Here is a 25,673-nt window from a genome sequence, read left to right on the forward strand (position 1 = left end):
CAAGGATCCCGATTGTGATGGCACCGCTCGCCAACCTTACGCGCGAAGAACGCATCGGCCTGTTGGTGGCCGGCACGGCGCATATTGCGCTGGCGCTGGCGCTGGCCTTGCACAACAAGGCGGTAGAGCCGATCCGTCCGGCCGAACGCATCACGGTGAGCCTGGCGGAAGATGTGGGCCTGGTGACCACCACGCGCGACCCTTCGCCCGAAAGCGCTGCCGCGCTGGCGCCGGAACTCGCGCCCCTGCCCGAACCCGAAGTGCTGCCCGCGCCGCCGCCATCGCCGGTGCCCAGCCCGGTGCAGACTGCGCGGCCCACGCCGACACCAACCGCCACGCCTACGCGCCGTGCGACGCCCACGCCAACGCCAAAGCCCACGGCAACACCTACGCGGCGCGCGACACCCACGCCGACAGCCACCGCCAGCGCACGGCCCAGCCCGGCACCGACGCAGCGGGCAACCCCCGCCCCCACCGCTTCGCCGCGCGCCACGCCTGCGCCCACCGCTACCGCCACGCGCGCGGCCGGAAGCCGGATCAACCAGGACTTCATGTCCGGGGTAGGGGATGGCGCGGGCGAGCGGGGGCAGGCCGCCCCCTTTGGCGCGGCGGAACAGGCCGCGCTCAATTCCGCCGTCACGCGCCAATTGCGCCCGCACTGGTCGGCCCCGTCTGGGGTTGACGTGGAGCTGCTTGTTACCATCATCGAGTGGGAGCTGAACGAGGATGGAACCTTGCGCGGCAACCCGGTGCTGGTGCAGCAATCGGGCATTACCGACAGCAACCGCCCGCAGGCCAGTCTCCACGCCGAACGCGCCATGCGCGCGGTCCGGCTTGCCGCTCCGTTCCGCCTGCCTGCCGATCATTACAGCAGGTGGCGCAAGCTTCGTTGGACATTCGACAGAAGGCTATGACCCATGCGTAATCCCGCCTCCGGTTTCCTTGCCGCCTTGCTGGTGCTGGCATTCGGCCCCGCGCCCGCGCTGGCGCAGGATGCAGCGCCGCCGCCAGCCGAGGACGAGGTGCTGACCGGCACCGTCACCGATGATTCGGATTGGCAGGATCTGGGCATTGCGATCGCCAGCTTTGCCACAAACGCCGATGTGGCAACGCCCGCCAATGCCAATGGCACCGCCGCGCTGGGGCACGAGATTTCGCGCATCGTGTTCAACAATCTGCGCAATAATGGCCTGTTCCGCCCAGTGGGGCCGGACGCGCTGCCGCGCCCCACTTACGCGCAGATCACCAATCCGGCCTGGGCCACCTGGCGGGGGCGCAATGCCGAGATGCTGGTGCAAGGCTATGTCCGCGCCAATTCCGACGGGCGGCTGACGGTTGGGTGCTATTTGTACGACGTGGTGTTGCAGGATGAATTGGTGCGCGATGGCTGGGTGGTGGAACCTGCCGACTGGCGCCGCGCGGCGCACCGCTGCGCCGACCTCGTCTATTCGCGCCTGTCGGGCGAAAGCCCGTTCTTTGACAGCCGCATCGCCTATATCGCGGAAACGGGGCCGAAGGATAACCGGGTGAAGCGCCTTGCCATCATGGATAGCGACGGGGCCAATCACCGCTTTATCACCAACGGGCAATCCACTGCGCTCACTCCGCGCTATTCCCCCGATTATTCGCGCATCGCCTACCTGTCCTATTCGGACGGCAATCCGCGCATCTATGTCTATGATCTGGGCACCGGGCGGCAAACGCTGGTAACGCAGAGCGCCAATCCCACCTTTGCCCCGCGCTGGAGCCCGGATGGCCGCTATATCCTCTATTCGATGGCGGTGGCGGGCAATACCGACATCTACCGCGTGCCATCCACCGGCGGCACGCCGCAGCGGCTGACCAACAGCCCCAGCATCGAGGTGGGTGGCTCATACTCGCCCGATGGCCGCTACATCGTGTATGAAAGCGACCAGTCGGGCAGCCAGCAATGCTATATCATGGATGCCGACGGATCGAACCAGCGCCGCATCAGCTTCTTTGGCGGGCGCTGCGCCACGCCCGAATGGAGCCCGCGCGGCGACCAGATCGCCTTTACCCACATCGCGGGCAACTTCCGCATTGCGGTGATGGATACATCGGGGCGCAATATGCGCCATCTGACCGATGCCTGGCACGATGAAGGCCCCACCTGGGCCCCCAATGGCCGCATCATCCAGTTCTTCCGTACCGAGAGAAATTCGGGCGAAACAGCAATTTGGCAGGTGGACCTGACCGGGCGCAACGAACGCCGCCTGAATACGCCGGTTGGCGCGTCTGATCCTGCCTGGGGGCCGATTTTGCCATGAAGTTGCCGCATTTTGTCTGTCTTAAGGTCGACGAAGCGTTGTCCAGGCGCGACGAAATGATTCTTTTCGTACACAGATGAGGAGTCTGAAATGAAGAAGATTGCCCTTTTTGGCGTTGTCGCTGCCGCCTTGACGGTGTCGGCCTGTTCCAAGAACCGCGTGGAAGAACTGCCCCCGCCGCAGGAAGTCGCCCGCCCCACCACGCCGACCCCGACGCCCGCACCCGTCACCCCGGCTGGCCCGGCAGCCGGCTCGCAGGCGCATTTCGCCGCCGCGATGAACGGGCGCGACGTGATCTATTTCGATACCGACCGCTTCAACATCGACAACGAAGACGCCGCCGCGCTGCGCGCGCAGGCCGATTACCTGCTGCAGCACACCGCCGCCCGCGCCACGATTGAAGGCCATGCGGACGAACGCGGCACGCGCGAATACAACCTTGCGCTGGGTGAACGCCGCGCCAATGCGGCCAAGAACTACCTCGTCAGCCTGGGCGTGCCCGAAAGCCGCCTGCGCACCGTCAGCTATGGCGAGGAACGCCCGGTTGCCACTGCGTCGAACGAACAGGCCTGGGCCCGCAACCGCCGCGCGGTGACGATCATGGTCAACTGATCTAGCGGTTGATCAGGGTGGAAGCCGTCTGGCTTCCGCCTTCAAGGGGCGCGCTGGCATAGGCTGGCGCGCCCTTTTCGTTGCCGTCAAACCCGTGAAGCGGGGCGACATACAGGGCAAAGGCGGCCATGGCGAACACGCTGAACGCGGCGGAAACGGCCAGTTGTTTGCTCATGGGAAAACCTTTTTCCTTGCAGTCGCCCGCCGCACATAGGCATTGGGTTTCGTATTGCAACCAGATTTGCGTCTTCAATTGTATCGGAGACACACCGCTACGGCTTCCTGTCCTTTGTGCGGTGCAGCATGGCCTTTGGGCGGTTTCATCACGCGGGCCGGGCGGGTATAGGGCAGAAGATGACAGCAGGATCGCACAAGTAATGGCGCGCGGCGGCCGGTCGATGGACTGGGGTTTTCCGCGCTGGCGTGGCTATGGTTCCAGCCGCGAGGCGGTGGAAGTGCGCCTGTGCGACCGTCACGGCTGCACCGAAAAGGGCGATTGCCCTGCGCCCAAAAGCCCCAACAGCCGCGAACGCTGGTATTTCTGCCAGGCGCATGCGGCCGAATACAATCGCAACTGGGATTATTTCCAGGGCCTCGACAAGGAAGAGGCGGAACAGCGCGCCCGCGCCGAAGCGCGCGACAATGCCGGCTATGCCGAGGCGCAGCATTACGGCTGGGGCGGCAGCGGCGATGGCACGCGCAGCCGCGATGAAATGCGCGCGCTCGAAGTGCTGGGGCTCGAAGTCGATGCCGGTTTCGAGGAGGTGAAGAAGGCCTGGCGTGCACGCGCCAAGGAACTGCACCCCGATGTCCGCCCCGGAGACGAGGCGGCGGCCAAGGCGTTTCAGGCAGCGCAGGTCGCCTATGAAGTGCTGCGCCAGGCCGAGGAACGCCGCGAATGGCGCGGGTGAGCGCGTCCTAGGCGAATATACGCAGGCGCCGGGTCACGCCTGCTTCACCCTGTTCGTTTACCACGCCCCGTGCTTGGGGATACCATCTGCATGATCGACGAACCGCTTCTGGCCCTCGCGCTTTTCCTGGGCGGCATGGCGGCGGCAGGAGTGCCGCTCGGCCTGCTGCTCAGGCAGGTGCGCCGGCACGCGGAGGCCCGCGCCGATCTGTTCGCCAGCATCAGCCACGATATTCGCACGCCGATCAACGGCGTGATCGGATTTGCCGATCTGCTGCGCCGGCAGGGCGCGCTGACGCCTGCGCAGACCGCCAGCGTGGAACATATCGCGCAGAGCGGGCAGACGATGGTGCGTCTGCTCAACGACATTCTCGATTTCACCCGCGCCGAGGCCGGCCGTCTGACGCTGGATATGGGCGAGGTTCGCCTGCATGACGAACTCGCCTATTGCACCGCGATGTTCGCCCCGCGCGCTGCGGAAAAGGGGATTGCGCTCACCTGCTCGATCGATCCCGCCGTGCCCGTGCTGATTGCGGGCGACGCGCTGCGGTTGCGGCAAGTGCTGCTCAACATTATCGGAAATGCGGTAAAATTTACCGATTGCGGCCACGTCCATGTGCAGGCCCGTGCCGAACCAGGCGCGCTGGCAACGCAGCTGTCGATCGAAGTGGCCGATACCGGGATCGGCATCGCGCCGGCGGCGATGCGGCATATCTTCGAACGCTACCGGCAAGCGGATGCCGGAATTGCGCGCAGCCACGGCGGCGCGGGGCTGGGCCTTGCCATCTGCGCGCAATTGGTGCGGCTGATGGACGGGTGGATTGATGCGGTGTCGCGCGAAGGCACGGGATCGAGCTTCATCGTGCATCTGCCCGTGCGCGTGCTGGCGGACACAGCGGCGTCATCACCTGTCAACAAACAGCCGGAATTGCGCGCCGCCTAGAGCGAAGCCACCGCCCAGCACACGCCCACGATCAGGAAAACGCCCGCCAGATCGAGCAGCACCCCTGCGCGCACCATATTGGCAAGCCGCACCCGGCCCGTCGCCCAGGCAATCGCGTTGGGGCCGGTGCCCGCGGGCAGCATGAAGCCCCAGCTCGCCGCCAGGGCGGCGGGCATGGCCAGCAGCATCGGATCGCCGCCCAGCGCCAGCGCCAGGCTGGCGACCACCGGCATGATCCCGCTCGCGGTGGCGACATTGCTCGCAAATTCGGTCACCAGCACCACCAGCGCCACCAAGGCCAGCGCCACCAGCACCATCGGCACGCCCGCCAGCGGCAGCAAGGCTTGCCCCAGCCACGCGGCCAGCCCGCTCTTGGTCATGCCGGCGGCCAGCGCCAGCCCGCCGCCGAACATCATGATGACGCCCCACGGCGCACGGTCGGCTTCCTTCCACACCAGCAGGGGGCGGCCCGTCCCATCGGGCAGCAGGAACAGCGCCAGCCCCGCGATCACCGCGATCGTGCCATCGCTCAGCGATCCGGCCGGCAGCAGCGGGATCAGCAGCGGCTGCACCAGCCAGGCGGTAAAGGTCAGCGCCACCAGCGGCACCAGCCGCTTTTCAGGCGTAGTCCACGCCGCATGCGTGTCGATGGCGGCGCGCGCGGCGTGCACATCGAACCGGTGTTCGCCCACGCGGCACACTTTGTGGATGATGAAGGCGGCGAGCGGCACGCCCAGCAGCACAATCGGCAGGCCGAACGCGCTCCATTGCGCAAAGCTGATGCGCAGGCCGATCGTGGTGTCGAGCAGGCCCACCGCAATCGCATTGGTGGGCGATCCGACAATCGTGCCCAGCCCGCCAATGCTGGCGGCAAAGGCAATGCCGATTGGCAGCGCGCCCGCAAGGCCCAGACCACCGGGTGGGCCGTCCGCTTCGTCAGCGGAGCCAGACAGGCCCGCCCCGCCGGCGGCCAGCACGGCCAGCGCCATCGGCATCATGATCAGCGCGGTGGAGGTGTTGGATATCAGCATGGAAAGCAGCGCGGCGCTGGCCATGAAGGCGAGGAGCAGCCGTGCGCCGCTCCCGCCACGCGCTGCGCCGCCGCCGCGGTCCACGCCGCGCAGGATTGCCAGCGACAGCCGGCGGTGCAGGCCGGTGCGTTCAATCGCCAGCGCCAGAAACGCGCCGCCCAGTATCAGGAACAGGATGTCCGAATAATAGGTCGAGGCGGTTTCCGCCGCACTCGATATCCCGGCAAAGGGCAGGACGACAAAGGGGATCAGGGCAGTCGCGGTCAGCGGCACCGCTTCGGTCATCCACCATGCCGCCATCCACCAGACAAGGCCCGCGACGATCCATGCAGCAACGGGCATGGTGCCGGGGGCGGGAAGGAGGAGGGTTACGGCAAAACCTGCCAGCCCGATCCAGAAACCGATGCGGCTGGCCGTCATTCAGCGCTCCCCTTTTCGCGCGATTCTCCTGCAGATGCGGCGCTTATTTGGGCGCCAGCACCATCACCATCTGGCGGCCTTCCAGCCGCGGGAAGCTTTCCACCTTGGTGGTTTCGGCCATGTCGTCCTGCACCCGGCGCAGCAATTCCGCGCCCAGATGCTGGTGCGCCATTTCACGGCCGCGGAACCGCAGCGTCACCTTCACCTTATCGCCATGCTCGATGAACTTGTGCATTGCCTTGAGCTTCACATCGTAATCGTGATCGTCGATGTTGGGACGCACCTTGATCTCCTTGATCTCCTGCGTCTTCTGGCTCTTGCGGGCGAGGTTGGCCTTCTTCTGCGCTTCGTAGCGATATTTGCCGACATCGAGGAACTTGCACACCGGCGGGTCCGCATTGGGCGAGACTTCGACCAGGTTCAGCCCGACACTGGCTGCCTGTTCGATGGCTTCATCGGTATACATGACGCCGAGATTCTCACCGTTCTCGTCAATGACGCGAACCTTCTCGGACTGGATAAACTGGTCGAAACGGGGGCCGGATTTGACCGGCGGTGCCATCATGCGGCGGGGCGGACGAGGTATGGGCGTGCTCCTGAAATGGTTGTGTGAAGCGCGCTATGTAGAGGCGAAATGGCTGTCGCGCTAGTGGCCACTTGGCGGGCTGGCTAATCGGCGCGCCTATTGCGCCTGCCACAGGGTGAAGCGGGCCAGCTTCTTCCCCGCAGGCACCAGCGCCTCGATCTTCCGGGCCGGTTGCAGCGCCGCCAGAATCGCCGGATCGGCCGCATCCATCCCGCCCGTCAGCGTGCCGAAAGCAGGCAGGATCAGACGGCCTGCGCCTTTCCCGTCCGCGCTTTGCACCGCGCAGTGGCGGCGGATGTGACGGCCCGAAACCTTGATTTGCAGGCGCGGGTGGAAATGGCCGGACAGTTCGGGCCGCACCTCGCCCGCTAGGGCCTCGTGCCGCAGGATGATGCCGGCAATCTCCAGCTCCTCCACGAAGGTGCCGCCGATCCCCTGCGACGGGCTTTTGCCGTGCCCCCGGTCATGATTCCCCGTCACCCACACGAAATCCAGCGACCGGGTCAGCGCGTCGAGCATTCCGGCCGCGTGCCTTTCCAGCCGCGCGGCTCCGCCCGCATCGTGGAAATTGTCGCCCAGTGTATAGACGCGCCGCGCGCCGGTTGCCCTGATCGCCGCCGCCAGCCGTTCGAGCGTTTCGCGGCTGTCATATGGCGGGAGGAACTGCCCCGTCCGGGCAAAAAAGCTGGCCTTTTCCAGATGCAGATCTGCCACCAGCAGCGCGTTTTCCCGCGGCCAGAACAGCGCCCGCGATCCCGCCGCGCCGCTTTGCGGGCACGGCACGAGCGCCAGCTCTTCCCCGCAGAAGCCGAATGTGAACGAAACGGGAACCATGGCCCGCTCTTGCCGTGATCGCCCGGCTTTGGCAAGGGAGTTTGCATGACCGATTGGACCGCCCAGACCGCCGCTGCCCGCCACTGGTTCGAAGCCTTGCGCGACCGCATCTGCGCCGAGTTCGAAGCGATCGAGCGCGAGGCGGGATCGGACGCAGCCTTTGCTTATATTCCGTGGAACCGCGAGACGGAGGATGGCTCTGACGGCGGCGGCGGTGTGCGCGGGGTTATGAAGGGCCGCGTGTTCGAGAAGGTGGGGGTCAATGTCTCTACCGTGTCGGGCGAATTTGCGCCGCAATTCGCCGCCAGCGTGAACGGAGCGAGCGCCGAGCAGCCGCAATTCACCGCCACCGGCATCAGCCTTGTCGCGCATATGGCCAACCCGCACGTGCCCGCAGTGCATATGAACACCCGCTTCCTCACCACGCAGGCGGCCTGGTTCGGCGGCGGGGCGGATCTCAACCCGCCCATCCCCTATGCCGAGGATACCGAAGCCTTCCATGCCCGCTTTCGCGCGGCCTGCATGGCGCATAACCCGACCTACTACGAACGCTTTTCCAAATGGGCGGACGAGTATTTTTTCATCCCGCACCGCAATGTCGCGCGCGGCGTGGGGGGCATTTTCTACGACCATCTGGAATGCGAGGACGATGCGGCGTTCGAACGCCATTTCGCCTTCACCCGCGATGTGGGCGAAGCGTTTCTGGATGTCTTTCCGCGCCTAGTGCGCAAGCGCATGGGCATGGAATGGACGCCAGAGGACAAGGCAGCGCAGAAGGAATGGCGCGGCCGCTATGTCGAATTCAACCTGGTTTACGACCGGGGCACGTTGTTCGGGCTGAAGACCGGCGGCAATATCGATGCCATCCTGATGAGCCTGCCGCCCGAAGTGACGTGGAGCTGAGGCGCGCGCCGCCTCTCCACGCTGTTTGTTGCACCGCCTAGGGCGTTTCGGGCAAGGCCGCTTCCATGCGATTGCCAATATCGCGCAGCGCCAATTGCCCCGGCTGGTTCGCCCTGCCGGAATAGAGGCTGGCGAGATAGGCGCGGTCGAAATCGGTCAGCGACTGGGGCGCGCGAACCGGATCGTCGAACAGCGACAGGACCGTGCGGTAGGCGGCGGCATCCTGTTCCACCGGACGCGTGCGCGCCAACGTTCGCATCGTGGCGTAATCGGCCAGCGCCAGCCCGTCCAGATCCTCCAGCAAATCGGTATCGAGCATGATGACCGAGGCGAGCATGTCGCGCCGCGTGCCCGCGTTCAGGCGCGAGATTTCGGTCGATTCGAACACCGGTGGCCGCCCGTCGCGATCCTGCCCGTCGCGCGTGCGGGTGGCGACGATATTCCACGCGAGCACCGGCCCGCGCGTTTCGCGCACCCGTTTGCGTTCGTCGAAGCTGAGGCCGTTCACCAATTGGTGGCGGCCTGCGACCATGTCGGCGAATTCGGCTTGCGGGTCATCGACGAAAGCGACAATCACATTGGCCGCGCAGCCTTCGCGCAGATCCACGGCAATCCCGGCGGCCTCCGCGTTGTAGTAGATGCGGTCGATGATGTATTGCGCACTCGCGGCCGAGAGACCCCACACGCCGGGGCAGATCGGGTCCTGAAACCGGGCCAGCGGTTCCCCCAGCACCGCGCCGCGCGGCGTGACCGCGCGCGCCTGCGAGCGCACTTCGCCGCCATCGACTTCGAGCTGTTGCCTGTCCGCTTCCACCACGATGGGATCGGCGCGATCCTGCGCAGCTGCCTGCGGGGCGAGCGGCAGGGCGGCAAGACAGGCCATGCGGGCGAGCGTTGCCAGACCGGATTTGCGCGTCAACATGATGTGATCCTTTCCTTTCTTGCTCTGGCAGGTTTGGCGCGGAACCGCCAGCCATCCCCGGCCAAGCGCCAATCGCCCTCGACGAATGGCAAGGCACCGCACCCGCGGTGGTCAACAGCGCCCTTGCGCGCCAGTCGTTGCATCGGTAACCGTCCACCCTTTCCCATGCCGACACCTTGCTGACCGGAGCCATCCTGATGCGCCTGCTTGCCGCGATCGCCGCCGTGAACCTTGCCGCGCTTGCCGCCTGTTCGGACGCCCCGGCAGAGCGGATGGTTGCCCCGATCCACACCACCGAACAGGCGTTTGATGATTACACCTTTGCGCAGCCCAACGTGGCCCGCGTCACCCATGTTGCGCTCGACCTGACGCTGGATTTCGCCGCGCAGGACATTTCGGGCACCGCCACGCTCGATATTGCGGCGGCGGACGGGGCGCAGGAAATCATCCTCGATTCGAACGGGCTGGAAATCGGCAGCATCACCGCAGCGGGCGGCCGCGAGCTCGCATGGGAAAAGGGCGCGCCGGTCGAAGGCAAGGGCGAGCCGCTGACCGTGGCAATCGGCGATGCGCGGCAGATCACCATCACCTATTCCGCCGCCCCGAATGCCGAGGCGCTGCAATGGCTCAGTCCGGAGCAGACCGCGAACGGCACGCATCCCTTCCTGTTCAGCCAGGGGCAGGCAATCCTCAACCGCAGCTGGATCCCGACGCAGGACAGCCCCGGCATCCGCCAGACATGGGATGCGCGCATCACGCTGCCCGCCGATCTGAAAGTGGTGATGAGCGGCATCATCCAGGGCGAGGCCGAAGATGCGCCCGCCGCCGCCGATGGCACCGCGCAGCACACCTACCGCTTCGTGATGGACAAGCCGGTCGCACCCTATCTGATCGCGATTGCCGCCGGGAACATCGCATTTGCCGAACTGGGCCCGCGTTCGGGCGTCTGGGCGGAACCCGCCATGCTGGAGGCGGCGAAGGCGGAACTGGTCGATACCGAAGCGATGATTGACGCAGCCGAAGGGCTTTACGGCGAATACCGCTGGGGCCGGTATGACATGATCGTGTTGCCGCCGTCCTTCCCCTATGGGGGCATGGAAAACCCGGTGATGACTTTCCTCACCCCCACATTCATCGCGGGCGACCGCAGCCTGACCGGGCTTGTCGCGCATGAACTGGCGCATAGCTGGTCGGGCAATCTGGTCACCTATGCCAGCTGGCGCGATGGCTGGCTGAACGAGGGCGTCACCTCCTATATCGAAAGCCGCATTTCCGAAGCCGTGTTCGGGCCGGAGCGGGCGATGCAGGAACGCGCATTGTCCTTCGCCGCGGTCGAGGAGGCGATTGCCACCCACGGCGCGGATTCCCCGATGACCGCGCTGCGCACGCCGGACGGGCTCAACCCGCTCGAATATGATTCGGCCATCATCTACGACAAGGGCGCGCTGTTCCTGCACACGCTGGAGGCCATTATCGGGCGCGACCGTTTCGATCTGTGGCTGCGCCAGTGGTTCGATACGCACGCCTTCCAGCCCGCCACATCCGAAATGTTCATTGCCGATCTGCGCGAGAAGCTGGTGGGTGATGACGCGGTGCTGGACGAGGCGCTGATGCTGGAGGAATGGGTCTATGGCACCGGCCTGCCCGCCAATGCCGCGCGCCCCGATCCGGCGGCTTTTGCCGAAGTGGATGCGGCCGCCGATGCCTATGCAACCGCTGGCATGCTGAACCCCGCCGCGTGGAACGGGTGGAGCACGGCGGAGCGGATGCGCTTCCTTCAAAAGGCGCCGCAGCAGCGCAGCGCCGCGCAGCTTGCCGCGCTGGACGAGGCATTCGGCCTGTCGGCCACCGGCAATAACGAGATACGCTTCCTTTGGCTCGAACTGGCGCTGAAGAACCGCTATCAGCCTGCCGTGCCGCAGGCCGAGGAGTTCCTGACGCGGGTGGGCCGGAACAAATTCGTCACCCCGCTTTACCGCGCCATGCAGGAGCAGGGCGCATGGGGCATGGCGATCGCGCGCCCGCTGTATGCGCGGACGCGGGGCAGCTACCATGCGATGACACGCGGCAATGTCGACAGCGTGCTGGGGGGCGGCGGCGCGTCCTAGGCGGCGGGAAGGATGCGCCAGCCAATCGGCTTGAAACTGCCGCCGTTCGAGGCATAGGCCGAACAGGCGGTGAGGCCGATCACCACATTCATCTGCGCCTCCAGCCGCAGACAATCGCCCGCGCGCGACGGCGGCGGCTCCACGCTGATGCGCCCGCTTGCCCCGTCAAACGGCACATTCATGAACACATTGAACGCGGTGCCGATGCTGTCGGGTTCGACGCCATAGGGCGCCAGTGCCTCGGCCAGATTGCCGAAGCAGCCGCGATGCGCCGGGTGTTCGGGATAGAAATGCCGGAATGTCGCCTCGCTGCACGGGGTGAGCAGGAAATCGTGGCACCCCACATCGTCATGCACGATTGTCAGCATGGGGTTCGACCGGTTCGACCACAGCGTGTTGCCCGTGGTCAGTTTCAGCGTTTCTTCGTAATCGAATGTGCGCCCGTTCGACAGCGCCTCGCGCGTGTCACCGGCGGCATAGGCAATGAGGTCAGCGACCTGGCAGCCTTCGACATCGGTGACTTCGAGCACCTGCCCCTTGGCGAGATGAAAGGCGGTGCCGCTGCGCGGGGGGATAATGCCGCCGGTCATCGGGCGCGCTTGTCGCAGAAGGGCGGCGACCAGTCGGCGCTGACCTTGCGCCCGGAATATTGCTGCGCCTCGCTCGCCTCGCCATGGCGGGCCAGCATGGGGTTGATGTCGCCCGCCAGCTTGCGGTCGCGTTCCAGAATCGCGGCGCGCATCTTTTCGTAACGGCCTTCCTTGCGCAGTTTCTCAAACTGGTCGTGGAGGTTGAACACCAGTGTCGGGCGGCCAAAGCGGCGGGCGGGGCGGCTGGCATGTGGATGCAGGCCGACCACGAAAAACGCCTCACCCCCGAAACTGAGCGAGAAATGCGGGCTGTCGGGGTCAGCGCTCACGCGGTTGTCATAGGGCTGGCCGCGCCAGTGATCCTTGTCCGCCAGCGATTGCAGGCGGTTCCACAAATGCGTCTCGAACTGCTTTTCGGTGAGGTCGTCCGGCCCTTCGAACACGACCGCCAGGCTGCGCAGCCCGCCCGGATTGCTGCGGTATTCCCATGCCCAGTGAAGCAGCGCGTCATGGATTTGCACATCGTTCCACGCGCTGGTGATGTCGCGGGCGAGCAGCATGTGCAGGCTGCGGCGGGCAAGGGCCGATTTCGCGCCCACGCAAGGAAAGGCTCGATCGCTGATCCAATCCTCCAGCTCGGCGCGCAGATCGGCACGCGGGGCAGACGCCGCTGCTGGGCGAGAGGCAAGCTGGGCAGGTGGCATGGTGTACAAACAATGCGCGACAGCAAATGTTCCCCTGGCGATGCGGACCGCATTTGTGCGGGTGTTTTTTGGCAATTTCCGGCCTATCTTTGGTGTCATGCTGCGCCAGTACGAACTCGTCGAACGCGTAAAGGCCTACGATCCGGATGCGGATGAGGCGTTGCTGAACCGCGCCTATGTTTACACCGTGCAGAAGCACGGCAGCCAAAAACGCGCCAGCGGTGATCCCTATTTCAGCCACCCGATCGAAGTGGCCGGTTTGATGACCGATCTGAAGCTCGATCAGGAAACCATCGTCACCGCGCTGCTGCACGATACGGTGGAAGATACGCTCGCCACGATCGAGGATATCGAGCTGAAATTCGGCCCCGATGTCGCCCGGCTGGTCGATGGCGTGACCAAGCTGTCCAAGATCGAGCAGATGCCGGAGAACGAGCGGGCGGCGGAAAACCTGCGCAAGTTCCTGCTGGCGATGTCGGAAGATATCCGCGTGCTGCTGGTCAAGCTGGCGGACCGGCTGCACAACATGCGCACGCTGCATTTCATCAAATCGCCCGAAAAGCGCCAGCGCATCGCGCGCGAGACGATGGATATCTACGCCCCGCTGGCCGAGCGCGTGGGGATGTACGAATATATGCGCGAGATGCAGCTGCTCGCCTTCGAGCAGCTCGAACCCGAAGCCTATGCCACCATCACCGGGCGGCTGGAACAGATCCGGTCGAGCGATACGGGGCAAGTCGATGCCATCGCGCTCAAGATCAAGCAGGCGCTGGCCGAGGCGGGCTTGCAGGTGGAGGTATGGGGCCGCGAAAAGCACCCCTATTCGATCTGGAAGAAGATGGCCGAACGCCATGTCTCCTTCGAACAAATCACCGATATCATGGCCTTCCGCGTGCTGGCCGACAATGTGGAGGATTGCTACCGCGCCTTGGGCGTGCTGCACACCACCTGGCAGATGGTGCCCGGCCGGTTCAAGGATTTCATCTCCACCCCCAAATCCAACGGATACAAATCGCTGCACACCACGTTGATCCATGCCGGATCGATGCGTGTGGAGGTGCAGATCCGCACCCGCGAAATGCACCGCACCAACGAATTCGGGCTGGCGGCGCATTGGGCCTACAAGCAGGAAGGGCGGCCCGACGGGCAGGTTGGCTGGCTGCGCGATCTGATCGAGATTGTCGATGCCAGCCACGATGCCGAGGAACTGCTCGAACACACCAAGCTGGCGATCTACCAGGACCGCATCTTCGCCTTCACCCCCAAGGGCGCGCTGTTCCAATTACCGCGCGGGGCGACTGCGGTGGATTTTGCCTTTGCCGTGCACACCGATCTGGGCGCGCAGACGGTGGGGGCGAAGATCAACGGCCGCCATGTGCCGCTGCGCACCCCGCTGGGCAATGGCGATGTGGTGGAAATCATCAAGAGCCCAACCGCCAGCCCGCAATTGTCGTGGCTGGGCTTTGTCGTTACCGGCAAGGCGCGCGCCGCCATCCGCCGCGCGGTGCGGCAGAAGGAACGCGCCGAAATTGCCGAGATCGGCGCCAAGCTGTTCGAGGATATCGTCGAACGCCTGCCTGCCAAGGTGGGCAAGAAAGGCATCAAGGATGCGGTGAAGCGGCTGGAGATGGAGGACGAGGAAGACCTGATGGTCGCCATCGGTTCGGCCAAATTGTCCGACCGCGAAGTGATGGAAGCACTTGTTCCCGGCTCCACCGCCGATCTGCCCGACGAACCGCATATTGCCCGTGCGATCAGCATCAAGGGGCTGACGCCGGGGATGGGCTTTCAACTGGCCGAATGTTGCCACCCGCTGCCGGGCGACCGGATCGTGGGCCTGCGCCGCCCCGGCAAGGGGGTGGAAGTGCACGCCATCGATTGCCGCGAACTCGCCAATGGCGAAGATGCCGATTGGGTCGACCTGTCCTGGGGGGAACATTCGCGCGGCGCGGTGGGGCGGCTCAACGTCACGCTGTATAACCGGCCGGGGACATTGGCGGAAATGGCGGGCACCTTTGCGCGCAACAACGCCAATGTGATGAACATCGTGCTCACCCAACGCGACGATCCCTTCCACACCTATGCGGTGGATCTGGAAGTGCAGGATCTGGCGCATATCACGCGCATCGTATCCAGCTTGCGCGCCAGCGACAGCGTAGCCGAGGCAGAGCGGGTTTAGGCAGCGGCCCGCCGGTGGCCATGCGATTTTAGCTTTCCGTTCGCATCGAGCGCAGTCGAGATGCCTTGCGCAGGTGTCTCGACTTCGCTCGACACGAACGGGGCAGGGGCGGGGATGGTGCCAGTGCCCGGCAAGGCTAGAGCAATTCCAGCGAAACCTGCACCGCATCCCCTTCGGCCAGATCCTCGGCGCGGCGCACCGCCTGTTTTACTGGCAACAGATATCCACCCTGCGCTGTGCTGGGAAACACCGATGTGCGCCAGCACGTTGCGCCAATGCGCGCTTCAACCTTGACCGAGCCGAAGCCCCGATTTCTTGCCGCGCCTGCGCCCAGTTCCAGCCGCCGCATCGCTTCATGCGCGGCAATGGCATTGCCCGCATCGCCATCCAAGGTCACAAAATGCCAGCTTCCCGACCCGTCTGCCCCTGCCCAGCGCCACAGCAGGCCGGAATGGTGCACCGTCTCGCTCATTCGCGGGTGCGCCGGATCGGCACCTGCACATTGCATATGTCCACCCCGCCCGCAGGCACGGTGTAGAAGGCATCGTTGCGGTTGGCGCGGCTGGCGACATAGCGGGCGAAGCTGGCGCTTGTGGTGGAAAGATATTCAAACGCGGGCGGATCGGACAGGTCGCTGCCCAGCCGCACCGACAGGATCGGCGTATCCTCGGCGCGGGTTTCGTAAACCCCCGCATCCCCCGTGCCGCGCGGCAAAGTGGAGAGATGCGCGATCCCTTCGATCACCCGGCCAATCACGGCAATGTTGCGATCGAGCTGGCGCGGCGCATGGCCGATCACGGCGTAAAGCTCTGCCCCGGTGCCGGTATCGGGCGCCAGATCGCGCGCCACGCCGACATGGCCGTAGCAATGGACGGGCCAGGCGTTCAGGCGCATATCATCGGCGGCAAGCGGCCATCCGCGCAGGATAAAGGCATGCGGCGCATAGGCATCCTTGCCGAATGGCCATGCGATTCTGGTGCCGAAAACTTGCTCGAAGATTGCGACTTGCTCACCCAGAGCATGGTCGATCATCCGGTGCACACCATCGGCCGCATAAGGGGCGTCGGGCGACACCACCCCTTCGGACAGCGGCTTTTCGGCAAACTCCTCTCCCTCGCCGCCGCCCCATTGCGCTACCCAGTTATCGACCACGCGGTACACGCTTGTTCCGTCCCACCAGTGGGCGCGGGCAAGCGTGCGGATATTCTCCACCCACGGCTGGCTGAAGGGAGGGGGCAACAACTGGATCACCACCTGACGCACGCGCCCTTGCGCATCGGGGGCAAGCTCCATCACCAGCAGGTCTTGCGGGGCGATGGCCACCCATTCTTCGGGCGCAGATTCAGCCACGATGGAGGCGGGCGTGACCGGATCGGCCTCTTGCGCGGCGGCAGGAGCGGCGAGGAACAGGGCGGCAAGCAAACGCATGAAACTGCCTTTCGTTGCTGCGAACAAAGCCAAGCAATCCAGAGCTTTGCTGCGCGGTTGCAGACTGCTTCGTTGCGACGATCCTCGCAAGGTCTTGTTTGCGGTGTCTACCCCGCCATCTCTTCCAGCGCGTGCATATCGTCATCGGACAGGCCGAAATGGTGGCCGATTTCGTGGATCAGCACATGCGCCACCAGATGCTCCAGCGTCTCGTCCCCGCGCTCGCACCATTCGAGCAGGATTGGCAGGCGGAACAGGCGGATACGGTCGGGCAGCGTGCCCGAATGGTCGATGCTGCGCATGCCAACGGGCAGGCCTTCATACACGCCGGTCAGATCGAACGGGCTTTCAATGCCCATTTCGTCGAGCAGCGCGTCCTCGGCAAAATCCTCCACCGCGATCACGACGTCGTCCAGATGCGCACGGAATTGCGCGGGCAGGCGCGCCAGCGCAGCGCGGGCCAGGGCTTCCATTTCGGCGGCGGAGGGGGCTTCCCCGAAAACGCGTGTCATGGGCACAGAGATAGGGGCGGCGCTTGTGCTTGTCATCCGCTGCACGGCCAGCTAGGGAGCCGCCTCTGTTCAAGACAGGCATGCGGAGCGGTGGCCGAGTGGTCGGGCCGCAGCGCAGCGCAGGCGGAAGCGAAAGCTTCCAACGCGCACGCCTTGCGCGCAGCGCAAAGCAGGACTAGGGCACGCCTCGCCTGAAGAGGCAACGGAGCGGTGGCCGAGTGGTCGAAGGCGCACGCCTGGAAAGTGTGTATACGGCAAAACCGTATCGAGGGTTCGAATCCCTCCCGCTCCGCCATTTCTACCCTGTCGAACGTTCTCCGCACGCGGACGCGGCGCTGAAACGCCAAGGAACCGCGCGGTTCGGGCGCGAACCTCTGAACTGCGACGTCGGCACACTCGGCTTTGAGCGTTCTCTCTCCGCCCTTTTTCTCTCGACCTCTGGACTGCGGCCGTTCTGGTACGGCTTCTAGAGCATTGTACTTAAACGAAAGATTCGGACGCGCTGAGCTCGAATTTCGAATGCTGTTCGGCGGCCGGGAAAACCCTCCATCCAACGCGGCTCCTTTGGATTCTAGATCATCGACTTTTCGAGGAGTTCCTTGCGGCGCTCCCAATCAGGCATGTGGCGGTTCAGGAGGCGGAAGAAGCGAGGTGAGTGGTTCGGCTCGACGACATGGCAGAGCTCATGCACGATCACATAATCGATGCAATCTCGCCGCGCCGCTATCAGCATGTCATTCAGCAGGACCCGTCCCGACGACGTGTGGCTGCCCCAACGCTTCTTCATGGGACAGATCATCAACGGCGGCGGTTCGATTCCCAGAGCCGCCATGATGGGGCGCGCTTCGTCATAGCGCTCCTTGAGCACCTTCCGCGCGCGCTGGCGCATCCAGCGGCGAACCAGCACCCGGGTCCAGTCGCGATCGTCCGGAAACCGCGTCTCGACCACGAGTCGGCCGGACCGGATCAGAACCCGATCCTTTTCGGCGGTATCGATCTTCAGGCGGTACTGCCGGCCTAGATAGCGATGAGTTTCTCCGCCGATGAACTGCCGTGGGGGCGTTCTCGGCCGAAACTCCGCGAACCGCCTCTGCTGCCGCAAGATCCAGCGCGCGCGCCGTCGAACGCGCTCGTCGATCTCGGCCGGATCCGCCTCTTCTGGAGCCGCGACGGTGACGGCGCCATCCGGGAGTACCGAGATCGAAAGAGACGAGCGCGGACTTTGGGTAAGAGTGTATTCGATGACCGCGCTGCCGTAGCTCGTCGACCTGATCATCACGCTGCCTGACGGCGAGCGACCATCAACAGGCGATCGATGAGGGCGTCGATCGCCTCCGGCGAAATCGGTACGTTGTGCTCACCCCGGATCACATCGAAGATGTAATCGTCGATGTCATTCTTCATGGCGTTCTCGACGTCCGGATCCTGCGCCCAGTCCACACGCCGATGGCTGTTGATGATGCCGACCAGGTGGGCGGCGGCTTCCGCGCTCAATGTCTCGGTGCTGGCCTCGCCGGAGCCCTGGACGCCAGACAAAGCTTCGCGAAGGCAACCGTAGAAAGCTCGCCCGAGCGGATCGTCCCTGATCGGTTCGGGGATATCCGTCGTATCTCGTCGCACCATCTGGTTGCGGATGTCGCGCACGCGTTTGAGATACTCGAGGTCGGAGATGCTCTTGGCCCGGAAATCCTCGATCGCCTGGCGGATGAGCTCCGAGAACCGCTTGTAATATGTCGGATCTTCCTCCCACCGCTCGTCGATGGTCCGCTTCGTGGCATGGGCGATGGAGTCCGCCCGGCTTGCCGCCGATGCGTTGGAGTTCAGAACCTCGGCAAACGCATCTTCATCGAAGATGTTGACGAGGTCGGTCATCGGCCGGACGTCGTCCGCGACGACGTAGGTATCGAGCAGCTTTTCGATCCGCTTGCGGTACTGGCCGTAGTCCACGGCATCCTGGTAGCGCGTTCTCACGGCGCGGCGCAGGTTCTCGAAACGGCGAAGGTCGTCGCGATAGCCGGCGATGCGACGCTGGTTCGAGGGCTCGTTCGCGAACTCGTGGCTCGACAGCGCGATGGCCAGGGTCCTGGAGAAGGCATTGAGACGGTCGTAGAACTCGTCGCGCCGGGCCTCGTCGGCCAGATGCTGCTCCAGCGCCTCCTCATCCGCCGTATTCGCAACGCCCCTGAAGACGTCCCACAATTCCGAATGCCGTTGGCCGAGCTTCTCGATCTCGGTGTTGATCGACGTGACCGTCCCAGCGAGGTCGGCCTCATCGAAGCCTTCGAGCGCCGAGTAGCTCGACAGGGCCTGGTTCAGCTCGCCGAGAACGCTGCAATAGTCGACGATGTAACCGTAGTCCTTGCCTTCCGCGACCCGGTTCACCCGTGCGATCGCCTGCAACAGGTTATGTTCGGTGAGCGGGCGCGCCAGGTAGAGGACGGTGTTGCGGGGAGCGTCGAAGCCGGTCAGCAGCTTCGAGACCACGATCAGGATCTCGGGATCTTCCCGTTTCTTGAACGCCTCGATGATGCGCGAGTTGTAGGTCGCCTCGTCGCCGTAGCGGTCCATCGCGGTCTTCCAGAAGCGCTTGACTTCGTCCGACGAGGCCTCGTCGATCCGCTCTTCGCCTTCGCGGTCGTCGGGCGCCGAGATGATGACTTCGGAGGTGACCACGCCCAGCTCGTCCAGTGCGCGCTTGTAGAGGATGGCGGACCGCTTGGAAGGCGTGACAAGCTGTCCCTTGAATCCCGTCCCTTTCCAGGTGCGGCGGAAATGCTCCGACACGTCGAACGCGATAAGCGCGATGGTCTGCTCCGTCTGGAACAGCCGCGCCGTCCTGGCGTATTTCCGCTTGAGGTCCGCCTTCTGGTCCTCGGAAAGGCCGGCGCACACCCGCTCGAACCAAGCGTCGATGGCGGTCTCGTCGACACGCTGCTCGACATGACGGCCCTCGTACAGGAGCGGCACGACCGCCTTGTCCTTGACCGCCTGGTCGATCGCGTAGACGTCAATGATGCCGCCGAACTTGGCGGCGGTATTCTTCTCGGTCTTGAGAATCGGCGTGCCGGTGAAGCCCAGATAGCAGGCGTTCGGGAAGATCTTCCGCATCCGGGAATGCAGCCGGCCGTACTGTCCGCGATGGCTCTCGTCGACCAGCAGGAAGACGTCCTCCGACGGATCGGAAAAGTCGCGGACGTTCAGGGCGGTGTCGAACTTGTTGATGAGGGTGGTGACGACGGCCCGCTTCTCGGTTGCGACGAGATCGAGCAGGTTTCGGCCTGTGGTCGCGCGCTTGGGCTCCAGGCCGCACGCCTTGAACGTGCCCTCTAGCTGTTCGTCCAGATCGATCCGGTCGGTCACCAGGACGATGCGAGGATCGGGGATCGACGGTTCGAGGCCGAGGGCGCGCGCCAGCATGACCATCGTCAACGACTTGCCGGAGCCCTGGGTGTGCCAGATCACGCCGCCACGGCGGCGCCCTTCCTCGTCGCGCTCGCCTGTCACGCGGCGAAGGATCTTGCGGACAGCGAAGAACTGCTGGTAGCGCGCGATCTTCTTCTCACCGGCGTCGAACAGCGTGAAGCGGCGCGCCAGATCGAGCAGACGCTCCGGGCGGGCGAGCGCCCACAACACCCGGTCCTGTTCGGTGACGAGTCTGTCGCCTTGTCCGAACCGCGCGTCGTAGGAGGCGCGGTCCTCGCGAAAGCCGTCGGCGAAGGTCTGACGGTTCTGGTCGGCATCGAGTGGCGCATTGATCGCGGCCAGGACGTCGGCCTCGCGGTCCTCCAACTCGGCCCATTTCGACCAGAAGGATGCCGCAGTGCCGACGGTGCCATAGCGCACGTCATTCTTGTTGGTCGCGACGAGAAGCTGGACCGTCCGGAAGAGACCGGGAATCTCTCCGTCCTGCTGGTTACGGATGTGCTGCGAAACCGCCTGCTCCACCCCTGTCGACGGGCCCTTGCACTCGATCACCGCGAAGGGAATGCCGTTCACGAACAGCACAAGGTCCGGGCGCCGCGTATCCGTCGTGTGCTCGCGCTCGACATCGAACTCGGCACAGACATGAAACACGTTTGCCGACGGATCTGCCCAGTCGACGAACTTGACCTGGAACGCCCGCGTGATCCCGTCCACCGTCTGCTCTACCGCCGTCCCCAGGAGCAGCAGGTCCGTCAGTTCCTCGTTGATGCGGAGCAGGCCGGACGGGCGCGGGCGCTTCAGCCGCTCAATGGCTTCGGCAAGTCCGCCTTCGGTGAAGGGGTAGAACTGCCCGCGGAGCTCCACCCGGTTGATGCGCGCAAGGCTCTCCTTCAGGATGCCATCCAAGTAGACATTCGCGCGCTTGCCGCCTCGTTCGCGCTCCGCCTCCTCGCGTGTGAGCAGCCGCCAGCGGGGCTCCATCTTCTGGAGCAGGTGCAGCGCCGGAAGCTGCGACAGGTGCTTCTCGGTGTCCTGGATGCGGGCGGTTGATGCCTTGGTCATTGGCAGGCTCCCGGTCGGCCCGGATTCGCTAGATGAACTCGATGACCGGTAAAATGATGTTTCAGTTCAGAGGCTTGAGCCGGTCCGATGGAATGGGTCCTACAGGCTTCGCCCTTGGACCGGGCCACCCGCCCATCAACAAATCCTTGACATTCGGGCGCTATGCTCGCATGTATATCCACGAGTTCACTGCCTATCGGCTTTGAACCAATCGAGGCTTCGGGCGCTGAGCCAGCATGGCGAATCAGCGCCCAAACTTTTTCAACGAAGCGCATGGAGGCAGTCCTCCCTTGTCCAGAGGGGCGAGGTGCGGATCTTGGCCACGCTGTTGTCCGCCTGAAAGCAGGTGACGAAGTTCGCCCTCAGCGCCCCGTCGCGGTTCAGCCCCAGCGCCAGAACGACCACGAAATCCTCATAGAGAAGATCGACCCTTCGCGCCGGGTCGTAGCTCCGCGTCCTGGCAACCCACCCCTGGTAGCGGACGGCCGCCGGATCGGTCAGCGTGGCGTCGATCCAGTTCATGCGCTCAGCCCGCACCCACGAGAATGCGTCCTTGGCGCCGTCGCGGTTGGTGCTTTCGTAGAAGGCGTGGTCAAACTGATTCTGCCGGAAGAAGACGCGAATACCGTCATGCGTCTCGATCGCTTCACGGCAGTAGGTGCCAATAAAATGCTGCCGATAGGCGGCCTCGTCGGGCAGTTGGAGAAGCGGCGGCAACGGCATCACCAGCCTCCGCCCAGACGGATCTTGAAGACGTTGAACTTCTCTTCCGTCCTCGATGTCGGTCCGATCTGCCTGCGGTTGAGGCGTTCCTCCAGTCTCCGAACGACCGCCTCCTTGGCCGTTCCCGCGCCGAGGGTCTGATTGATGCGGCTGGAAGCAGCGCCGAGCAGCACGTCGCACAGCTGAAGGAGAGCAACTTCCGGCGATGGCAGCGACTGGATGTCGGCGATCGTGGCGGAGAGGTTGGAATAGTGCAGGCAGCGCTGGAGGTCGCGCAGGCGCTTCCGATCCCGGTTGGTCTTCAGGTCGCAGAAGATGCGGTACTCGTTGAAGTCCAGGATCCAGTGATGCAGGAGCTGGTAGTAGAACTTGTAGAAGCCCAACTCGCCGTCGTTGCCATGCAGGGCGAGATTGACCTGCTCGCGATCGACGGCGATGCAGCGGAAACGCATGTCCATGCCGAAGGACATGAAGACGTCGATCAATTCCTCGTAGAAGGCCTGCTTCGACGGCGAGATCTTCGTCCACTTCATCTCGCCCCACACCGCATGGTCTGTCCGCAGCGCGGCGATCCTGGCCTTGGCCTCCTCGCGCATCTCGGCCGGCAGCCAGAGGCTGCCGATCATCAGATAGCGGGCACGCGGGCGCTGGGATGTGAAGAGATCCGGAAGAGCCTCGTCGCAGTAGACCTCGAACTTCATGACGCTGCCTCTGCCTGTGGCACCCGGAGGCGTCCCGTCAGCAGCTCGGTCGCGAGCGCGTCGCGTTGCCTGGCGAGCGCCGCCCGCTCGGCCTCGAGGGCGGTGATTTCGCGCTCCGCATCATCGAGCATTTCGACGATGGCGCGCTGCTCGTCGAGCGGCGGCAGATGGAATTCGAATTCGGCCAGGCTCGCATAGTAGATGCGGACGCGGACGCTGCCGTTTCCGGCGATGGTCATGAAGTCGGCCCATGCCTTCGTCCGACGCAGGTGGTTGAGGAAGCGCGGATGAAGCCGGTCTTCCTTGCAGGTGAACACGACATAGTCGGGGCTGACGATGACGTCGCCCTCGTGCTCCGACATGGCGATGGAGCCGATGTTGATGCGCATGGGGTTGTAGGCGAAGCCGTTGGGCGGCAGGACAAGGTAGCGGCTGATATTCTCCGCGACGACATGCTCGCGCATGGGAACGATGCCTTCGGCCTTGGTCACGCCCATGACGAGGTCTCGGCCGTAGCGGTCGCCATTGCGCCCGGTCAGCTGCCTGGTAACCTCCGAGAGCGCGACCATCGGCCAAGGCGCATTCCGGTCACCAAGACGATGCGCGCCGTGGATGAGGCGCTCGCGGATCGATTCCAGCAGCCTTTCCTTATGCTCGATCTGCCTTGAGAGCCGCTCCAGAGCTTCGTCCCAAGTTGACAGCATCTCTGCGACGCGCATCTGTTGGTGGCGAGGCGGAATCTTTGTAGGTAAAGCTTTAAGTTCTTCCCTCGTGAACTGGGGGATTGTCCCACTGGGAATCAACTGGTTCATCGACACTAGAAACGGGACCAGCGGTCGAAGAAATCCCGGTTCAATCTCCTTAGCGCGAATAGCCATGAGCTGGCGGCTGATCGCGTATTGCCGATCGGCCATTGCAATCGACCCGCACCCCGATCCCTTCACAGTAATGAGTAGATCACCGCCCTCGCAGACGGCAGATGGTGAGGTGGTCCATTTTGTCGCGTGGGGCCTTTGGCCGACAAAGTCAGATGGTCCGGTCAAATAGGGCACTCCCCGGCCATCTTCATTAACCAGTGAGGCCAATACATGCTGCCCACTGATAATTTCGGCAACATCGCCAAGATATGCGTCGATCCACTTGCTTCCGCCAACTGGCTCGCGCGTGGTCGGAGCAACCGATGTTGGGCGCTGTGCCTTGGCGTCAGACATTGAGCCCCAGCTCCTTCAGGTGCTCCCGCATCTTTGCGCGCAGGGTTGTGAGCTCGTCCTCAAGGGCGTCGATCTCCTTCTGCACCTCCGCGATGTCGACTTCCTCTGCCGGCTCGAACGTGTCGACGTAACGGGGAATGTTGAGGTTGAAGCCGTTCTCCTTCACCTCCTCGACCGGAACGGCGCGGGCATAGCGCTCCACATCCTTTCGTGCCCGAAGCGTGCTGACGACGCGGTCGACATGACTATCGAGGAGCTGGTTCTGGTTCTTGCCCTGCTGGAACTCCCGGCTCGCGTCGATGAAGAAAATGTCGCGGCGGTCGGACAGCACGCCGCCCTTCTCGCGCCGGCGGTCGAACAACAACACCGCGACGGGGATGGTGGTGGTCTGGAACAGGTTCGGCGGCAGGCCGATGACGGCGTCGAGCAGGTTCTCCTCGATCACCGCCTTGCGGATGATGCCTTCCTTGCCGGCCCGGAACAGCACCCCATGCGGGACGACCACCGCGACGCGCCCCTCGCGCGTCTTCGCGGCTTCGATCATGTGGGTGATGAAGGCCCAGTCGCCCTTGGACTTCGGCGGCACGCCCCGCCAGAAGCGTCCGAAGCGGTCGTTCTCGGCATTCTCGGCGCCCCACTTGTCCAGGCTGAACGGCGGGTTGGCGACGACGACGTCGAACTTCATCAGGTTGGCGCCGTCCACGAGCTTCGGATCGTTGAGCGTGTCGCCCCATTCCAGCCGGGCTCCGTCGATGCCGTGCAGGAACATGTTGAGGCGCGCGAGGCCCCACGTGCCGCGGTTCACTTCCTGCCCAAACAGAGCGAAGTCCCGCGAGCCGACCTCTTCCGCAGCCTTGATCAGCAGGGAGCCCGAGCCGCAGGCTGGGTCGCAGATGCGATCGCCCGGCTGCGGTGCCGCGATCCTGGCCAGCACACGGGCGACCTGACGCGGCGTATAGAACTCGCCAGCCTTCTTGCCCGCCTCCGAGCCGAAGCGCTCGATCAGGTAGATGTAGGCTTCGCCGATGACGTCCTCGGCGGTCTTGTGATCCTCGCCGTCACCGACCACCCGCGAGGGCCGCAGATCCAGCTTCGCGAAGTCCTCAATCAGCGACTTGAGGCGCCGGTTGCGGTTCCTGGTGTCGCCAAGCTTCGTCTCGCTGTTGAACATGACGTCGGCGAAGGCGTCGCCAATCTTGGTCTTGTTCCGCTCGGCGATGGCGTCCAGCGCCTGGTCGATCAGCTCGCCGATGTTGTCGGCGTTGCGCTGGCGATAGAGGTCGTCGAAGCTGGCGCCTTTCGGGATGACGAAACGCTCGCGCGCCATCTTCCGCTCGACGCGAAGCTGATCACCCTTATAGCGCTGGTCCGCTTCCTGGTAGTGCTCCTTCCAGACGTCGCTGACGTACTTGTAGAACAGGAAGACGAGGATGAAGTCCTTGTATTCCGAGGCGTCAATCACGCCGCGGAAGGTGTCGCATGCCGCCCAGGCGATCCGCTTGACGTCGTCGAGGGTGGTTCTGTCTGCCATGGTTTTCTCCCTGGGATCGGGCGGGCGCCGGCGCGCCCGCCCGTCCTCGATT

The 25,673-nt window shown here is 64.4% G+C and carries 24 protein-coding genes and 1 tRNA gene; 9 read left to right on the forward strand and 16 right to left on the reverse strand.

What is annotated here, in order from left to right; all coding sequences use genetic code 11:
- The first annotated feature begins 17 nt into the window (after positions 1-17).
- The 3 genes from WFP39_RS12705 (at position 18) to pal (ending at position 2,900) form a co-directional block, all read left to right on the forward strand.
- Positions 18-914, forward strand: a complete 897-nt coding sequence (locus tag WFP39_RS12705) for an energy transducer TonB (RefSeq protein ID WP_336920094.1) — start codon at positions 18-20, stop codon at positions 912-914.
- A gap of 3 nt (positions 915-917) precedes the next feature.
- Positions 918-2,288, forward strand: coding sequence for a Tol-Pal system beta propeller repeat protein TolB (tolB, locus tag WFP39_RS12710; RefSeq protein WP_336920096.1), 1,371 nt, complete (start codon positions 918-920; stop codon positions 2,286-2,288).
- A gap of 90 nt (positions 2,289-2,378) precedes the next feature.
- Positions 2,379-2,900, forward strand: a complete 522-nt coding sequence (gene pal, locus WFP39_RS12715) for a peptidoglycan-associated lipoprotein Pal (RefSeq protein WP_336920098.1) — start codon at positions 2,379-2,381, stop codon at positions 2,898-2,900.
- Position 2,901: 1 nt separating this feature from the next.
- On the opposite strand, the gene WFP39_RS12720 is transcribed toward pal, so the two are convergent.
- Entirely contained in the window at positions 2,902-3,075 is a 174-nt protein-coding gene (locus WFP39_RS12720) for a hypothetical protein (RefSeq protein WP_336920099.1), read from the reverse strand.
- A gap of 202 nt (positions 3,076-3,277) precedes the next feature.
- Here WFP39_RS12720 and WFP39_RS12725 point away from each other — a divergent pair, with 202 nt between their 5' ends.
- Positions 3,278-3,811: a J domain-containing protein gene (locus WFP39_RS12725; RefSeq protein WP_336920100.1), complete on the forward strand. Its 534-nt coding sequence runs from the start codon at positions 3,278-3,280 to the stop codon at positions 3,809-3,811.
- 90 nt (positions 3,812-3,901) lie between these two features.
- Positions 3,902-4,753 (forward strand): sensor histidine kinase, encoded by an 852-nt coding sequence (locus tag WFP39_RS12730; protein WP_336920102.1) that lies wholly within the window; start codon positions 3,902-3,904, stop codon positions 4,751-4,753.
- Here the strand turns inward: WFP39_RS12730 and WFP39_RS12735 are convergent.
- The 3 genes from WFP39_RS12735 to pdeM form a co-directional block, all read right to left on the reverse strand.
- On the reverse strand, positions 4,750-6,204 hold the full coding sequence (locus tag WFP39_RS12735) for an SLC13 family permease (RefSeq protein ID WP_336920104.1): 1,455 nt from the start codon (positions 6,202-6,204) through the stop codon (positions 4,750-4,752). The genes WFP39_RS12730 and WFP39_RS12735 overlap by 4 nt on opposite strands.
- Positions 6,205-6,247: 43 nt before the next feature.
- On the reverse strand, positions 6,248-6,769 hold the full coding sequence (gene infC / locus WFP39_RS12740; protein WP_336920105.1) for a translation initiation factor IF-3: 522 nt from the start codon (positions 6,767-6,769) through the stop codon (positions 6,248-6,250).
- Between the two features lie 117 nt (positions 6,770-6,886).
- Complete coding sequence (pdeM, locus tag WFP39_RS12745) at positions 6,887-7,624, reverse strand: ligase-associated DNA damage response endonuclease PdeM (protein WP_336920106.1); 738 nt, start codon at positions 7,622-7,624, stop codon at positions 6,887-6,889.
- 45 nt (positions 7,625-7,669) lie between these two features.
- Between pdeM and hemF the strand changes: the two genes are divergently transcribed.
- Positions 7,670-8,527: an oxygen-dependent coproporphyrinogen oxidase gene (gene hemF, locus WFP39_RS12750; RefSeq protein WP_336920107.1), complete on the forward strand. Its 858-nt coding sequence runs from the start codon at positions 7,670-7,672 to the stop codon at positions 8,525-8,527.
- Between the two features lie 37 nt (positions 8,528-8,564).
- On the opposite strand, the gene WFP39_RS12755 is transcribed toward hemF, so the two are convergent.
- Positions 8,565-9,449 carry a hypothetical protein gene (locus tag WFP39_RS12755; RefSeq protein WP_336920108.1) on the reverse strand — a complete coding sequence of 295 codons (885 nt, stop codon included), beginning with the start codon at positions 9,447-9,449 and terminating at the stop codon, positions 8,565-8,567.
- Positions 9,450-9,625: 176 nt separating this feature from the next.
- Between WFP39_RS12755 and WFP39_RS12760 the strand changes: the two genes are divergently transcribed.
- Positions 9,626-11,557 carry a M1 family metallopeptidase gene (locus tag WFP39_RS12760; RefSeq protein ID WP_336920110.1) on the forward strand — a complete coding sequence of 644 codons (1,932 nt, stop codon included), beginning with the start codon at positions 9,626-9,628 and terminating at the stop codon, positions 11,555-11,557.
- Here the strand turns inward: WFP39_RS12760 and WFP39_RS12765 are convergent.
- Positions 11,554-12,147 (reverse strand): urea carboxylase-associated family protein, encoded by a 594-nt coding sequence (locus WFP39_RS12765; protein ID WP_336920112.1) that lies wholly within the window; start codon positions 12,145-12,147, stop codon positions 11,554-11,556. The genes WFP39_RS12760 and WFP39_RS12765 overlap by 4 nt on opposite strands.
- Entirely contained in the window at positions 12,144-12,851 is a 708-nt protein-coding gene (gntA, locus tag WFP39_RS12770; protein ID WP_336920113.1) for a guanitoxin biosynthesis heme-dependent pre-guanitoxin N-hydroxylase GntA, read from the reverse strand. The genes WFP39_RS12765 and gntA overlap by 4 nt, the downstream gene beginning before the upstream one ends.
- A gap of 97 nt (positions 12,852-12,948) precedes the next feature.
- Between gntA and WFP39_RS12775 the strand changes: the two genes are divergently transcribed.
- Positions 12,949-15,030 (forward strand): RelA/SpoT family protein, encoded by a 2,082-nt coding sequence (locus WFP39_RS12775; protein WP_336920114.1) that lies wholly within the window; start codon positions 12,949-12,951, stop codon positions 15,028-15,030.
- A 136-nt stretch (positions 15,031-15,166) separates the two neighbouring features.
- Here the strand turns inward: WFP39_RS12775 and WFP39_RS12780 are convergent, their stop codons facing one another.
- The 3 genes from WFP39_RS12780 to WFP39_RS12790 all read right to left on the reverse strand — a co-directional run bounded on the left by WFP39_RS12780 (position 15,167) and on the right by WFP39_RS12790 (position 16,970).
- A complete protein-coding gene (locus WFP39_RS12780) occupies positions 15,167-15,502 on the reverse strand; it encodes a DUF1905 domain-containing protein (protein ID WP_336920115.1) in 336 nt (111 codons plus the stop codon).
- The gene (locus tag WFP39_RS12785) at positions 15,499-16,458 is read right to left on the reverse strand and encodes a peptidylprolyl isomerase (RefSeq protein WP_336920116.1); all 960 of its coding nucleotides are present in this window, start codon (positions 16,456-16,458) and stop codon (positions 15,499-15,501) included. Before WFP39_RS12785 ends, WFP39_RS12780 begins: the two co-directional genes overlap by 4 nt.
- 107 nt (positions 16,459-16,565) lie before the next feature.
- Complete coding sequence (locus WFP39_RS12790; RefSeq protein ID WP_336920117.1) at positions 16,566-16,970, reverse strand: metallopeptidase family protein; 405 nt, start codon at positions 16,968-16,970, stop codon at positions 16,566-16,568.
- 204 nt (positions 16,971-17,174) lie between these two features.
- Between WFP39_RS12790 and WFP39_RS12795 the strand changes: the two genes are divergently transcribed.
- Positions 17,175-17,265, forward strand: a tRNA-Ser gene (locus tag WFP39_RS12795).
- Positions 17,266-17,541: 276 nt separating this feature from the next.
- On the opposite strand, the gene WFP39_RS12800 is transcribed toward WFP39_RS12795, so the two are convergent.
- The 6 genes from WFP39_RS12800 to WFP39_RS12825 all read right to left on the reverse strand — a co-directional run bounded on the left by WFP39_RS12800 (position 17,542) and on the right by WFP39_RS12825 (position 25,621).
- Entirely contained in the window at positions 17,542-18,246 is a 705-nt protein-coding gene (locus tag WFP39_RS12800) for a M48 family metallopeptidase (protein WP_063185851.1), read from the reverse strand.
- Positions 18,246-21,455 carry a type I restriction endonuclease subunit R gene (locus WFP39_RS12805; RefSeq protein ID WP_336920119.1) on the reverse strand — a complete coding sequence of 1,070 codons (3,210 nt, stop codon included), beginning with the start codon at positions 21,453-21,455 and terminating at the stop codon, positions 18,246-18,248. The genes WFP39_RS12800 and WFP39_RS12805 overlap by 1 nt, the downstream gene beginning before the upstream one ends.
- A gap of 261 nt (positions 21,456-21,716) precedes the next feature.
- Complete coding sequence (locus WFP39_RS12810; RefSeq protein WP_336920121.1) at positions 21,717-22,178, reverse strand: hypothetical protein; 462 nt, start codon at positions 22,176-22,178, stop codon at positions 21,717-21,719.
- Entirely contained in the window at positions 22,178-22,879 is a 702-nt protein-coding gene (locus WFP39_RS12815) for a DUF3800 domain-containing protein (RefSeq protein ID WP_336920123.1), read from the reverse strand. Before WFP39_RS12815 ends, WFP39_RS12810 begins: the two co-directional genes overlap by 1 nt.
- Positions 22,876-24,090: a restriction endonuclease subunit S gene (locus tag WFP39_RS12820; protein WP_336920125.1), complete on the reverse strand. Its 1,215-nt coding sequence runs from the start codon at positions 24,088-24,090 to the stop codon at positions 22,876-22,878. Before WFP39_RS12820 ends, WFP39_RS12815 begins: the two co-directional genes overlap by 4 nt.
- Complete coding sequence (locus WFP39_RS12825; RefSeq protein WP_336920126.1) at positions 24,083-25,621, reverse strand: type I restriction-modification system subunit M; 1,539 nt, start codon at positions 25,619-25,621, stop codon at positions 24,083-24,085. The genes WFP39_RS12820 and WFP39_RS12825 overlap by 8 nt, the downstream gene beginning before the upstream one ends.
- Positions 25,622-25,673: the final 52 nt, after the last annotated feature.

It is taken from the genome of Alteraurantiacibacter lauratis (assembly GCF_037154155.1).
In the GTDB taxonomy this organism is placed as follows: Bacteria; Pseudomonadota; Alphaproteobacteria; order Sphingomonadales; family Sphingomonadaceae; genus Alteraurantiacibacter; species Alteraurantiacibacter lauratis.